General features: G+C 36.7%; 13 protein-coding genes. 11 read left to right on the top strand and 2 right to left on the bottom strand.

Features of this window, described 5'->3' with window-relative positions; genetic code table 11:
• On the top strand, positions 1-196 hold a 196-nt coding region (locus tag ACODR7_RS17590), incomplete at its 5' end, for a hypothetical protein (RefSeq protein WP_488841055.1).
• Between the two features lie 339 nt (positions 197-535).
• Positions 536-877, top strand: a complete 342-nt coding sequence (locus tag ACODR7_RS17585) for a helix-turn-helix transcriptional regulator (protein WP_076594770.1) — start codon at positions 536-538, stop codon at positions 875-877.
• A gap of 16 nt (positions 878-893) precedes the next feature.
• Here ACODR7_RS17585 and ACODR7_RS17580 read toward each other — a convergent pair whose 3' ends face one another.
• The gene (locus ACODR7_RS17580; protein WP_488841054.1) at positions 894-1625 is read right to left on the bottom strand and encodes an MBL fold metallo-hydrolase; all 732 of its coding nucleotides are present in this window, start codon (positions 1623-1625) and stop codon (positions 894-896) included.
• Between the two features lie 234 nt (positions 1626-1859).
• On the opposite strand from ACODR7_RS17580, the gene ACODR7_RS17575 reads away from it, so the two are divergent.
• The 6 genes from ACODR7_RS17575 (at position 1860) to ACODR7_RS17550 (ending at position 6707) form a co-directional block, all read left to right on the top strand.
• Positions 1860-3044, top strand: coding sequence for an MFS transporter (locus ACODR7_RS17575; protein ID WP_488841052.1), 1185 nt, complete (start codon positions 1860-1862; stop codon positions 3042-3044).
• 90 nt (positions 3045-3134) lie between these two features.
• Positions 3135-3836 carry a DsbA family oxidoreductase gene (locus ACODR7_RS17570; RefSeq protein WP_488841050.1) on the top strand — a complete coding sequence of 234 codons (702 nt, stop codon included), beginning with the start codon at positions 3135-3137 and terminating at the stop codon, positions 3834-3836.
• A gap of 102 nt (positions 3837-3938) precedes the next feature.
• A complete protein-coding gene (locus ACODR7_RS17565; RefSeq protein ID WP_488841048.1) occupies positions 3939-4520 on the top strand; it encodes a 5'-methylthioadenosine/S-adenosylhomocysteine nucleosidase family protein in 582 nt (193 codons plus the stop codon).
• 17 nt (positions 4521-4537) lie between these two features.
• On the top strand, positions 4538-5059 hold the full coding sequence (locus ACODR7_RS17560) for a GNAT family N-acetyltransferase (RefSeq protein WP_488841046.1): 522 nt from the start codon (positions 4538-4540) through the stop codon (positions 5057-5059).
• 97 nt (positions 5060-5156) lie between these two features.
• Positions 5157-5732 carry a Crp/Fnr family transcriptional regulator gene (locus ACODR7_RS17555; protein WP_488841044.1) on the top strand — a complete coding sequence of 192 codons (576 nt, stop codon included), beginning with the start codon at positions 5157-5159 and terminating at the stop codon, positions 5730-5732.
• A gap of 162 nt (positions 5733-5894) precedes the next feature.
• A complete protein-coding gene (locus ACODR7_RS17550) occupies positions 5895-6707 on the top strand; it encodes an alpha/beta hydrolase (protein ID WP_488841042.1) in 813 nt (270 codons plus the stop codon).
• 160 nt (positions 6708-6867) lie between these two features.
• Here the strand turns inward: ACODR7_RS17550 and ACODR7_RS17545 are convergent, their stop codons facing one another.
• The gene (locus ACODR7_RS17545) at positions 6868-7965 is read right to left on the bottom strand and encodes a TauD/TfdA family dioxygenase (RefSeq protein WP_488841040.1); all 1098 of its coding nucleotides are present in this window, start codon (positions 7963-7965) and stop codon (positions 6868-6870) included.
• A 217-nt stretch (positions 7966-8182) separates the two neighbouring features.
• Between ACODR7_RS17545 and ACODR7_RS17540 the strand changes: the two genes are divergently transcribed.
• From ACODR7_RS17540 to ACODR7_RS17530, 3 genes are read left to right on the top strand one after another with little or no spacing between them, the layout of a single operon-like run.
• On the top strand, positions 8183-9709 hold the full coding sequence (locus tag ACODR7_RS17540) for a pyridoxal phosphate-dependent decarboxylase family protein (protein WP_488841038.1): 1527 nt from the start codon (positions 8183-8185) through the stop codon (positions 9707-9709).
• Entirely contained in the window at positions 9681-12089 is a 2409-nt protein-coding gene (locus ACODR7_RS17535; RefSeq protein WP_488841036.1) for a GNAT family N-acetyltransferase, read from the top strand. Before ACODR7_RS17540 ends, ACODR7_RS17535 begins: the two co-directional genes overlap by 29 nt.
• Entirely contained in the window at positions 12082-13398 is a 1317-nt protein-coding gene (locus ACODR7_RS17530) for a lysine N(6)-hydroxylase/L-ornithine N(5)-oxygenase family protein (RefSeq protein WP_488841034.1), read from the top strand. The genes ACODR7_RS17535 and ACODR7_RS17530 overlap by 8 nt, the downstream gene beginning before the upstream one ends.
• Position 13399: the final 1 nt, after the last annotated feature.

Here is a 13399-nt window from a genome sequence, read left to right as displayed (position 1 = left end):
GCAAAAGTCTTTAAAACATAAAAAATGGTCGGAAATTTCTTCCGACCATGACTGGGTTTCGATCCGGTTTTTGTTGTTTAAAACTCTGTTTATTTCCGGTATGAATACGCTGAAAACATTGATCCAGATCATAAAAAGTAAACATAGAAACGTATTACATTTACAATGGCAAAATGACAAAGCAGATAATGAGTAAACGACCTGATAAAAGCCGTTATGATATTTTAGCTCAAAATGTAACGTGGTATCTATGTGGTATACGGTTTTAACAAAATTTTAATCATTTTTTCTTTCTTTGCCAGTATAAAAATAAGCCGAAATTCATAGGTCATGTTTTTTTTCTAATCATTTGTTGAATACAACTAAATGTTGTTGGTCATTAGATTACATTAAAAAAAAACAAGTAATTTTTGAATATATAGGAATCATTTTGTTCACGATATTACCTTATCAGGAAACAGATTGATCAGATAAAAAACTTTATGCGATGCGCAAAATTTATTGCATCTGAGATAAGTAGAGATGAAAAAGTATTATGAAAAATAGAAACCCTGAAACTAACTTAGAGGATTTAAAACAAAAGATTCTTGTACAAGACGAGATAATGGCATTGGCCAAATCTAATTCTCCTCGTCTCCTGAATAAATTCAGACTGGTTTATCCTGATTTTTTTAAAAAGTTATCCGATATACAGCCTTCCCTTAAAAATTCCGAATTAATCTTTTGTATTTATCTTAAGCTTAATATGACAACTAAAGAGATTGCAACCTGCATCTTTGTAACTCCAAAAGCAATACAAAACAGGAAAAACAGGATCAGAAAAAAACTGAATATTCTTTCTGAATTTGATATTTATAAATGGTTTAATGAAATTTAAACCATTTTTTCTGAATTTAAATTTCTATTACAGCTTGATCCAGATCATGATATAAAAGAATCTTCCAGTTGTTTTCTTTTGCTTCTTTTTCCCATCTAAGCCTTAATTCCATTGCTTTTTTGCCATCAAAATCACTTTTATAGGCTAAATGATATTTTAAATAAGAGGCCTGTGGCAGATCATCAGCACCATAGAAGACTGTTTCTTCATTGTCTCTGACCCAGAAAACCTGCATGAAAGGAGTGTGTCCGCCCACCACTTCATAGGAAATTTCATCAGTAATTTTCCCCTGATCTTCATTCATCCACGTAATATTCGGAAGCTTAATAAGTTTTTCCAATAGATCAAAGTCAAATGAAGGATTTCCTTTATTTTCCACCGCAAAGCCCAGTTCCCGTTTCTGGATATAAATCTGAGCATTTGGAAAAGCCGCTTCAAAACCATTTTCTGTAATTTTCACAGCTCCTTCAATATGATCTTTATGAAGATGAGATAACAACAATTTTGTGATTTGCTCGGGACGGATATTTTCCCTTTCCAGAGTTTCTGAAACAACAGTTTTTCCAGACTCGTTTTTCCACCCAATTCCAGCATCCAAAAGGATATAATCATTTTCAGTAATAATGAGAAACGGCTGGACAGACATTTTGATTCCTCCGGTTTTATCGAAATTTTCTTCTGTTAAAAGAGTAAAGTCTTTGGTTTTGCTTGCCGAAAAATTGCCTTCTTTAAGTGGAATGATTTTCATGCCACAAATTTCCTTAATATTTCTAATATTCAAAAAGATTTTCGTCAATATATATTATCCATAAAAACAATCAAACAGGCAGAATGCTGAAATCACTCAACTTATCTCAAAATCCTGCGTTATTCATAAAAAGATAAAGAAAGGAAGCGGATTAATTCTTTTTTTAATGATTATCTTTGATCTCTTAAAAATCTGCTGTCAGACAGCTTTCAAATCAAATAAAAACTTTATATAATGCAGGAGAGTTCTTCCCATGGTATTTCCCGGACTGTTATCTGGCTTATGGCTATTATTTCCGGACTTGTGGTGGCCAATAATTATTATAACCAGCCTTTATTGGCACTCATTTCTGAAGAACTTCAGGTTTCTGAGAGTGCTGCAAGTAAAATATCTGTACTTACCCAGATTGGGTATGCATTGGGATTGCTGCTGATTGTTCCGTTGGGAGATAAATTTTTTCGAAAGAAATTAATTTTAATCGATCTGTTTCTGGTTTTTGGATCACTTTTATGGATGACTTTTGCGACTCAGTTGTGGATGTTATACGCAGCAAGCTTATTGATTGGAGCTACGTCAGTTATTCCGCAGCTGTTTGTACCCATTGCGGCCGAACTTTCTTCAGATAAAGAAAAATCTTCCAATATCGGGCTGGTAATGTCAGGGTTATTGCTGGGAATTCTTCTTTCCCGTTTTATAGGAGGAATTGTAGGAGAGGTTTGGGGGTGGAGAGCCATGTTTGGTATTGCAGCAGGACTGATGATTCTGGTTTGGCTGGCTGTGTATAAAATGCTTCCTGAAATGTCTCCTAACTTTAAAGGTACCTACAGTGAACTGATGCGTTCTGTTGCTCAGCTTGCGAAAACACAGCCTGTTCTTCAGCTGGCTTCTTTCCGTGGAGCTATGGCATTTGGATCAATGTGTGCTCTGTTTACCACGCTGGTTTTTCACATGGAAAAGCCTCCTTTTAATGCCGGCTCATCTGTAGTAGGTAGTTTTGGATTGGCAGGAGCGGTAGGCGCTTTAGCTGCAGCCAAAGTGGGGAAATTGCAAAAGTATCTGGATATTAATAGAATTATCCTGTATTCTTTATTGATTGTTATAGGAAGCTGGGGCTTTACCTATTTTGCAGGAGAAACCTATTGGGGACTGATTATAGGAGTAGTTCTTGTGGATCTGGGAGTACAGTCAAGCCACATTATGAATCAGACCAATTATTTCCTGATTAAATCAAACGCTGTGAACAGACTGAATACAGTGTATATGGTTTCTTATTTCATAGGAGGTTCATTGGGAACCTGGCTGGCTTCTATCGCCTGGCAAAAAGCTCAATGGACTGGTGTATGCTTTGTAGGAACTGTATTTGGAGTACTTGCATTAGTTGCTCATTTATTATTCTGTAAAAAGGTAAATAAAGCATAAAGCCAGTTAGATTTAAACTGTAATAATTTTTGTTACATTAAATAAAATACTCTATCTTTGCACTGTTAATTTGATTTAAAATTAAATAGAATGAAAATAGAAATCTGGTCGGATGTGATGTGTCCGTTTTGCTATATCGGAAAAAATAATTTTGAGCAGGCTTTGAATAAGCTTCCTTTTAAAGATGAAGTAGAAGTGGAGTGGAAGAGTTTTCAGCTGGATCCAAGCTTAGATCCGAAAGAAACTCAGGATACGATACAATATTTCAGAGAAAAAAAAGGATTCCCGGAAGCTCAGGCTGCCCAAATGCTTGGGCAGGTAACTGAAATGGGAAAGGGAGCCGGAATTGATTTTAATTTTGGAAAAACTTTAATCACCAATACTTTCAGTGCCCACAAATTGCTTCATTTAGCCAAAAAGTACAACAAATCCAATGAAATGGAAGAAGCATTATTTATTGCTCATTTTATTGACGGGAAAAATGTAGGAGATGCAGAGGTTTTAGTGGCGCTGGCCGAAAATTTAGGAATGGATAAGGAAGAAGCAAAACAGGCTGTTACAACGGATCAATTGGATGATGAAGTGAATCAGGATATTCAGGAGGCAAGAAACAATGGTATTTCGGGAGTTCCCTTCTTTGTTCTGAATGGTAAATATGCTGTTTCCGGTGCTCAGCCTGCAGAAGTTTTTGAAAATGCACTGCAACAGACTTATAAAGAAACGGTGAGTCCGTTTAAGGATCTTTCCGGCGAAAACGGAGCTTCCTGTGATGCAGACGGCTGCAGTATCTAAGATATTTAACCCCCAAAATAAAACTATTTTGGGGGTTTTAATTGAATAGAGTCTCGTATCTTTGCATTACAGTGATAACAGCTGTATAAATCTGATTTCTCAATGATAAAAATTAACAACGAAACTCATTATTCAATTGATGACACCCTTTTTGTTTTTGCATTAGATTCCGAAGCGGGGACTGTGTTTGACGATAAAAATAAATTAATTACAGGCATCGGGAAGGTAAATGCAGCGATTGAATTAACCAAAGAAATTCATACAAGAAAACCTAAACTGATTGTGAATTTAGGATCTGCAGGAAGTAAAGGATTTCACAAAGGAGAAGTAGTATGCTGTACAAAATTCATCCAGAGAGATATGGATGTAAGAGGGCTGGGATTTCAACTTTATGAGACCCCTTTATCCGGAGTTCCGCCTGTTTTGGAATATGGTCTTAAAATGGATACCCTGAAAGAAGGAATCTGTGGAAGTGGTGACAGTTTTGAAATGAACCACTCCGAAACCGATTATAATATTGTAGACATGGAAGCCTATCCGTTAGCATTGATTGCCCAAAAGGAAAATATTCCGTTTCTATGTCTGAAATATATTTCTGATGATGCCGGAAGTGATGCCGCAGACGACTGGAGTGTACAGGTGCACCTGGCTTCTGAAGCATTTAAAGAAATTCTTTTCTCATAACATTTATTCTTACCATCATGAGCTCAATCATTATTAACAAAGCATCGGCTGAAGACCTGGAAATTGTACAAAGTTTAGGGATACAAACATTTTCTGAAACTTTTGCAGAAGATAATACAGAGGAGGCCATGAAAAAATATCTGGAAGAAAGTTTTAATACTGAAAAGATAAAATCTGAACTCAATAATCCAGATTCCCATTTCTATATTGCCTGGGAAGAAGACAATCCCGTAGGTTATCTGAAAGTAAATACCGGCAGCGCCCAGACAGAACTTCAGGATGATACCAGCCTGGAAATTGAAAGAATCTATGTAAAGAAAAGCCATCACGGTAAAAAAATGGGCCAGCTTCTTTATAACCAGGCTTTGGAAACAGCTGAGCAGCTTGGTAAATCATACTTATGGCTTGGGGTTTGGGAAAAAAACCTGAGAGCTTTACAATTTTACAGAAAGAATGGATTCGTTGAGTTTGATAAGCATGTTTTCAGGCTTGGGGAAGAAGAACAGACGGATCTGATGATGAAAAAAGTATTGGATTAATTTTCTTCAAAATAGAAAGATTGTATTTAACCACTGATTACACAGATTTTCACAGATGATTATGTAATACAATTCTTTATATCTTCTAAATACCAAAATGAACCATTCAGAATTTGTAAAACATATTAATCAGTATTATCCTTTATCCGAAGAAACGATTAAAGATGTATTGGATATCTGTACAGAAGAATACTATCATAAGAATGATCTTCTGCTGGAATCTGGTTCTATGGCCAGATATTATTACTTTCTAAAGTCAGGACTGATTGGCTATTACACAGTAGATGAGCTTGGAAACAATGTTTATAAAATCTTCTTTGAAGAAAACAACTTCGTAGCTTCTACAGCAGCTATTATTAAAAATGAACCCAGCGATTTCACTATTATTGCACTGGAAGACTGCTCGGTGATACAATATTCTGCAAAAGCCTACCGTGAATTGCTGGAAAAACACCATGATCTGGCTCTTTTTCATCTATATTATCTGGAAAAAAACTGGGTAGTAAAAAAAGAACCTTTAGAAGTTTCCCTCAAATACGAAACTGCAAAAAAGAGGTATCTGCAATTGCTTGAAAATACATCACTTTATAATCGACTAAAACAGCATCACATTGCTTCTTATCTTGGAATAACACCCACGCAACTAAGCCGGATCAGAAAGGAAATCAACTGATATTTTTGAATTTAACCTGAAAATAAATTAATAAAAGCTTCAACATATGTTGAGGCTTTTTCTCTTTTTCTGCTGCAATTTTGTTCTGACAAAAGATCATTGGTACATTATATGTTTTACAATGTGAAACCTGTGATTATCATTAATTAAACATTTTTCAGCATGAAGAAGCTCATCAACATTCTATTTGTACTGACTGCATTTGTACAGTTATCCGCACAAAAAATTATTCATCAGGAAATTTTCAGTCCGAAAATGAATAAAAAAATCAAAACAGTAATCATCACTCCCAATCTTCAGCCTAATACGAAGTATCCGTCTGTTTATATTCTTCACGGTTTCAGTGGCAATCCGGACAGAATCATTAAGCAGGATATTCCGGATCTGGTAAAAAAAGCACAGGAATTGAAAACAATCTATGTACTTCCGGATGGAAATTACAGTTCGTGGTATGTGGACAGTCCAATCGTTAAGGATTCACAATATCAAACCTTTATCGGAAAAGAACTGGTAGAATTCATTGATAAAAATTATCCTGTGAAAGCAGAGAAAAAATTCCGTGGAATTTTGGGATGGAGTATGGGAGGCTATGGAGCCACCAATATCGGAGTTACTTATAATAAAACTTTTGGTATTGTAGGAAGTTCTTGCGGAGCATTGGATTTCAATTCATTCGGAGAAGGGTATCAGAAATATATGGTAAATAAAGTACTTGGACCACTGGAATCTATCAACCCCAATTTCCTTACCGACAGTAAAATAAAGCAGATGGCAGAAGCAGGGCAGCAGTATATTTTCGATTGCGGTACAGAAGACATCCAGATGATTAATATGAACAGAAATTTTCATAAAAAACTGACAGAAATGAAGATCCAGCATCTCTACACAGAATCTTTGGGAGGACATGTTACCGAATACTGGAGCAGATCATTGTCTGAACAGTTGTCTTTGTTTGACAGGTTTTTTAAACAGTAAAATTATAAACTTAATACCTTGTATCCGTTAACACTTGTCAAGGTTTTAAACCTTGACAAGGATCAATGAAGTGAAAACCAAATAAAAAAATCCTTTTTGAGTACTGCTCAAAAAGGATTTAAATTGATTGAATGTTCAAAAATGCTAACAGGTCAGCATTTTAAAAGTGTTGAAAGTTTTTACCCAAATGTTCTTCTATAACGAAGAATGGATCTTCTGTAAGCGTGTGTGCTCTCATATCAATAAGGCTTACTTTACTCATCATACGAAGCATGATTCTTCTTTCACACGGCTGTTCAATGCCGTTTATTTTTCTTACTCCTGCCCGGAAAGCCGATCTTCCGTGAGCGCATAAATGATTATTGACCAGTATAACATCTCCAGCCTGAGGCGTAAATCCTGAGTAAATTAAATGTCGGGCTTCCTCCCAGAACTCATGCAGCGTATTCTGCGCTTCATCTGACTGTCTTATGCTGGGATTGAAAAGCTGTTCGGCAGCATCAAATCGCATAAACGGAAGGCTGTAATTACCATACAAAACAGAATCCAAGGTCTCTTCTTCACTATTTCCTGTTTCCAGATTGGCATCTTTCGGGATTTTATAAATTGGTTCAAAAAGAGGTCTGTATTTTTCTCCGATAGATTCATGAGAACGGATTGAATATAGAGTAGAAGGAACCTGTTCCTCATTTCGCACATACATAAAGCTTAAAAAATCGGCCTGATGTTTCAGAAAAGCATCTTCCGTATGTACATACAAATCTGTAGAAGACCCTGATCCGGTCTGTGTTTCCTTCATTTTTTCATCAGGAATAATGGCATGGATCAGTCCGCCTCCTTTACGCTGTGAATAATATTGTACAGGCTTTGAAGGAAGTGCACCATGAATAAGCGCACAGGCAAAACCATATAAATTGAATTTTGAATAATCTGCCGACTGCCAGTTGGAAGGCGTAGAACCTATATTCTCCTGATCGATGTCCATTAATCCGGTAAAGATGAGTGCACCATACTGATTTTTTGAAAAGTCACTTGCAAAATCAGCCGCTATATTTAAAATTCTCTCCGGTAAGAAATAAGAAGCCAGCTGATGTACATGCTTTATAAAATCACGGTTTTCATAGGTGTCATACTTTTTCTGAAGATGCAGCGCCGCATCTTTTATCATTCTTCTTTCCTGAGAGGTGACTTTTATGACCGTAGGAAGCAGTTTTACCGCTGTTGAACAGTCTTTATCTAAAATTTCTGTAGAATTCATTAAAAATAAATTTGGTGTTAACTAATAATTTATATCTTTGTTTTTAATTATTCTAAATAATAATAACAGGGTCAAATTTAGTAATAATTATGCAATCACCAAATAAAATATAATAAAAAATGTAAAATTTAAAAAACTGACTATCAGGTATATAAAATAATATATCAAAAAAACCACAACAATTCACAGATTTAAAAAATCACATTACAAAACTTTTATGAACAACAATTTAATATCCCTTGAAGAGCTAGCAAGTACCACTTCACCTCACATTTCGGAGGATTTCGGGAATATTTTTCATCCTGACAATTATGATCATTATCGTAATGCTGTCAACAGTACTTTAGACCTCGTTCAGGAATTCCTGTACAGAAACAACAAGCCTTTCAGTGGTATAGAAGCTAAAACAATGAAAGGAATGGTACAACAGATCGACCTTAATCAAAAACTTTCCAATTATAATGAGCTTCTGGCAGAAGTAGATGAAATCTATGTAAAACATGCCACAGCTTTTCATCTTCCGCAATATGTGGCGCACCTTAACTGTCCTGTAGTAATCCCGGCATTGGCAGGAGAAATTCTTGTAAGTGCTATCAATTCATCACAGGATACTTATGATCAGAGCGCAGGAGGAACCTTTATGGAAAGAAAACTCATTGACTGGACTGCAGGTCAGATCGGATATAATACGAACGAAAGCGATGGCGTTTTCACGGCAGGAGGCTCGCAGAGCAACTTAATGGGATTGGTGATGATGCGTGACTGCTTTTCTCAGAAAAGATATAACCACAATATTAAAATGGATGGTCTTCCAGTGGAGGCAAGCCGTTTCAGAATATTTGTTTCGGATAAATCTCACTTCAGTAATCTGAAAAACGCTTCTATTATGGGATTGGGCGAGAAAAGTATTGTTAAAGTTCCTACTGATGAAAGATTCCGTATGGATATCTCTCTTTTGAAAAAATATATTAAAAGAGAAGAGCAGTTAGGAAATATTCCTATTGGAATCGTGGCGACAGCGGGAACTACAGATTTTGGAAACATTGATCCCCTGGAAGATATCGCCAATATTGCAGAGCATTATAATATCTGGATGCACGTAGATGCAGCGTATGGTTGCGCTTTATTATTAAGTGAAAAATACCGAGATCTGATCAATGGGATTGAAAGGGCAGATTCCGTAACGATTGATTACCACAAATCATTCTTCCAGCCCATCAGCAGCAGTGCTTTTATTGTTAAAAATAAAAAAGAATTGCTGATTCTTAAACATCATGCTGATTATCTGAATCCGAAAGAAATGGACGAAGAGGAAATTCCGGCACAGATCAATAAATCCATTACCCAGAGTACGCGAAGATTTGATGCTTTAAAGCTTTGGTTTACCATAAGAATGATGGGGAAAGAACAGTTGGCAGAATACACAGACACCGTGATTGATCTTACCAAAGATGCCGCTGCAATGATTACTGAAGATGCAGACTTTGAGCTTCTTTCAGATTCTGACTTAAGTGTTCTTGTTTTCAGATACATAAATCCGGAAATCGGTGATCCGAATGCCCTGAATCAGTACATCAAGATGAAACTGTTCTACAGCGGAGAAATCCTTGTAGCAAGTACAAAAGTGGATGGGAACTTCTATCTGAAGTTTACATTCCTGAACCCTATTACTACGACTGAAGACATTCATCAAATTCTCACCACAATCAAAAAATATGGAAAAGACTTTAATTCAGAAAAATAAAACAGGAGAAAAAGCCCGGGAAATTACTTTCAGAATTCTGCTGAACGGAATGCTGAGAGAACTGGGAAACGGAAAATTCTATCAGGGAGTTTCGAAATATGATCTTCTCACAGCAAAAGCTCTCCAGAACAGCGATTATTCACTGTTTATGAGATTTGAAATGAAGAAAAGCGGACTGTTTTTATTTGCTCCGGTTTCTTATCGTTCCGAAACTCTTTTTCATGAATACGGACCTGTTTTGTGGGCGGTAGACCACCAAAATCAAGAAGTTTTTGAAGTTAATAATGAAAAACTGACTGAGCTGGTGTACAAAGAGTTTTCGGATACAACCAATGAAACAGGATTCAGAAACTTTGTAGAAAGAATTCAGAGCAGCTTAAGAAATCTGGAACTGACAACAGAAGCCTGTCTTCAGGATGATCAGCTTTTAACCTATTCTTTCCTGGAATCTGAGCAAATGCTTCCTGCGGGACACAATCTGCATCCTTTCACCAAATCAAGAATGGGATTCTCCGAGGAAGAACAGCTTTTATATGGTCCTGAATTCAGAAAAGGTTTTCAGCTGGATTATTTCCTGATTCATAAAGACTGCATCACGGAAAAATCTCTTCCGGGGATTTCGGCCAAAGAGATCTTCCAAAAATGGGTATCCATACCGGAAAGTTATGATTTTGAAAACATCAATGATTTTTATATCGTTCCATGCCATCCCTGGGAAGCACAGTATCTTTTATCAACAGAAGAATATCCTGAAATGCTCGGTTCCGGAAAAATCATTCACATCGGGCCATTGGGAGATGATTTTTATGCAACATCTTCCATAAGAACGGTATACAATCCGGATTTCAGCTGGATGTTGAAATTTTCCCTACATGTTTTAATGACAGGTTCTGTGAGAACCAACAGTTTAAAAGATCTCAACAGAGGATACGCTTCTGCCATCTGGTGGCAGCATCAAAAAGCATCATTTGAACAAAATTTCCCGAATTTTAAATTATTGCTGGAACCTTCCACATTAAGCGTTAATTATAAAGGAAAAAATATGGACAGCCTGAATATACTGCTCCGTGAAAATCCTTTTTCCAATGGAGATAAAGTTATTTTATTAGCAAGACTTTGCCAGGATGAATCTACAGATGGTTTCAATTTTACGACTCATTTCTTTAAAAATGTAGCCAATCAAATGGGGCTAGATACAGAAAAAGCAGCTATTATGTGGTTTGAAAAGTATGTAAATCTGTTACTTTCGCCCTTAAACAGGTTGTACGATCAATTAGGCATGGCGCCGGAAGTTCATCAGCAGAATCTGCTTGTTCAGCTGGATAATCAACTTCTTCCTGAGTCTATTTATGTAAGAGACGGGCAAGGTTATCTGATCAAAGAAAGCTTCAAAGGAAAATATGAATCTCTGGTCAAAAATTATCCTGAAATCGAAGATCTTTTCATCAGAGATGAGCGTCTTCTGGACATTATTTCCCACCATCTTCTGGTCAGTAACCTGAGCGCACTGATTGCTTCAATAGGTAAATCAGGATTGGTAAAAGAAAGAAGACTGATCCATATTCTGTACAGAGAATTTGAAAACCTCCATGAAACTGAACCTTCATCGTTAACGGATTATGCATTGAATCAAAGATATTGGGCTGTAAAATCAAACCTTCAGTCGGCAGTTGCTGATGTGGATGGAGGTGTGAATGCTTCTTCAATTTCTTATGCTCAAGTTCCGAACCTTCTTCACAAACATTTCTTCTCGGATCAGTTAATCAATCCACAGGGAACAGAAGTTTTCTTTAAAAGATACTTCCAGAAAGAAGATGTGACCATGAGTATGCGTCCTATAGATTTGGAAAATGACCTTGAAATGCTTCACGAATGGTTCAACCGTGAACATGCTGTAAAAATCTGGCAGATGAACTGGCCTATTGATGAACTGGAAACGTATTACAGACTGATGCTTCCAAGTGATGAAGCGCACAGTTATATCATCGCAGGAAATGATGAACCTTCCTGTAATATTGAGGTATATTGGGCTTGCAGAGATATCGTAGGCAATTATTACGAAGTGCTGCCTACAGATTACGGAACGCACCAGTTCATAGCACCTACTGATCCTAAAAAGAAATTTGTATCTCCATCCACTCAATCTATGGTTGATTATGTTTTTGCACAGCCACAGGTAGGAAAAATGGTAGGAGAAGGATCTGTAGACTCTCTTGCGTCTATGATGAACAAAGCTCATGTAGGCTTCAAAGTAGATAAAGTAATAGAAATGCCTCATAAAAAAGCCAATCTGAACTTCTGTTACCGAGAATGGTACTGGGAAAAATTCCCGCAGAATAAAGAGGTACAAATCACCACAAACATCACAAAAAATGACTAACGAAGCCGTATACAATGTAATAGGCATAGGTATAGGTCCTTTCAATCTGGGACTTGCCGCATTATCCAATCCGATTTCAGAACTGAAAACCCTTTTCCTGGACCAGAGAGATGGTTTCGACTGGCACCCGGGACTGATGATTGACCATGTAACCCTGCAGACCCCATTTTTATGTGACTGCGTTTCCATGGCTGATCCTACGAATCCTTTAAGCCTTTTGAATTATTTGAAAGAAACCGGAAGACTGTATAAGTTTTTTATCAGAGAAGATTTTTTCATTCCGAGAAAAGAATACAACCGTTACTGCCAATGGGTCATTCAACAGCTTCCACAATGCCGTTTTTCTACTCAGGTAGTGGATATTACTTATGAAGATGGTTTATATCATGTAACTACGATTCACACCAAAACCAAAGAAACTACGGTTTTCAAAACGGAAAGACTGATTTTAGGAACAGGGACACAGCCTCATATTCCTTCTTTCATTCCGAAGGATGATTCCCGTGTTATTCATACAAGTTCTTATCTGTATAGAAAAGAAGAACTTTTGTCTCAGGGCAAAAAAATAGCAATTATCGGTTCTGGCCAGAGTTCAGCAGAAGTTTTTTATGATCTTCTTCAAAACAGGAATGAAGAAACACAACTGGGATGGTATTCCCGTCCGGACAGATTTTTCCCTATGGAATATTCTAAGTTGACGCTGGAACTTACTTCTCCTGATTATGTTGAATATTTCTACAACAGAAGCGAATCTGCAAGGAAAACCATTTTAAGCAAGCAGCAAGCTCAGTTTAAAGGAATCAATTACGACCTGATCAATGATATCTACGATTTTATTTATGATCTGAATATCGACAATGCTGATCCTAATCTTAAAATTATTCCTAACAGCCAGCTGAACAGAGTAGACAACAGTAATCCGGACTTCATCAATCTTGAATTTACCCAACTGGAACAGGAAGTCCCTTATGATCAGGAAGCTGATTATCTGATTCTGGGAACAGGATACCGCTATCACGAGCCTGCATTCTTGAAAAATATTCAGGATAGAATAAAAAGAGATTCCAGTGGATTGTTTGATGTCAACAGAAATTATTCAATAGACCACAACGGAGGCGAAATCTATGTGCTTCATGCTGAAGTTCATACCCACAGCTACATTTCTACGGATCTGGGAATGGCTGCATACCGTAATTCCTATATCATCAATGATATTCTGGGAAGAGAGCATTATACAATTGAAAAGAAAATTGCTTTCCAGGATTTCGATGTAGAAAAATATGCTGATTTACCAACTGCCAAAATTTAAT

This window comes from Chryseobacterium sp. FG46, from assembly GCF_057809135.1.
This window is presented reverse-complemented; position numbering and strand designations above follow the sequence as displayed.

Bases quoted from the DNA above. Each gene is read 5' to 3' on its own strand.
- ACODR7_RS17585 (WP_076594770.1), top strand. From the start codon at position 536: ATGAAAAATAGAAACCCTGAAACTAACTTAGAGGATTTAAAACAAAAG.
- ACODR7_RS17580 (WP_488841054.1), bottom strand. From the start codon at position 1,625: ATGAAAATCATTCCACTTAAAGAAGGCAATTTTTCGGCAAGCAAAACC.
- ACODR7_RS17575 (WP_488841052.1), top strand. From the start codon at position 1,860: ATGCAGGAGAGTTCTTCCCATGGTATTTCCCGGACTGTTATCTGGCTT.
- ACODR7_RS17570 (WP_488841050.1), top strand. From the start codon at position 3,135: ATGAAAATAGAAATCTGGTCGGATGTGATGTGTCCGTTTTGCTATATC.
- ACODR7_RS17565 (WP_488841048.1), top strand. From the start codon at position 3,939: ATGATAAAAATTAACAACGAAACTCATTATTCAATTGATGACACCCTT.
- ACODR7_RS17560 (WP_488841046.1), top strand. From the start codon at position 4,538: ATGAGCTCAATCATTATTAACAAAGCATCGGCTGAAGACCTGGAAATT.
- ACODR7_RS17555 (WP_488841044.1), top strand. From the start codon at position 5,157: ATGAACCATTCAGAATTTGTAAAACATATTAATCAGTATTATCCTTTA.
- ACODR7_RS17550 (WP_488841042.1), top strand. From the start codon at position 5,895: ATGAAGAAGCTCATCAACATTCTATTTGTACTGACTGCATTTGTACAG.
- ACODR7_RS17545 (WP_488841040.1), bottom strand. From the start codon at position 7,965: ATGAATTCTACAGAAATTTTAGATAAAGACTGTTCAACAGCGGTAAAA.
- ACODR7_RS17540 (WP_488841038.1), top strand. From the start codon at position 8,183: ATGAACAACAATTTAATATCCCTTGAAGAGCTAGCAAGTACCACTTCA.
- ACODR7_RS17535 (WP_488841036.1), top strand. From the start codon at position 9,681: ATGGAAAAGACTTTAATTCAGAAAAATAAAACAGGAGAAAAAGCCCGG.
- ACODR7_RS17530 (WP_488841034.1), top strand. From the start codon at position 12,082: ATGACTAACGAAGCCGTATACAATGTAATAGGCATAGGTATAGGTCCT.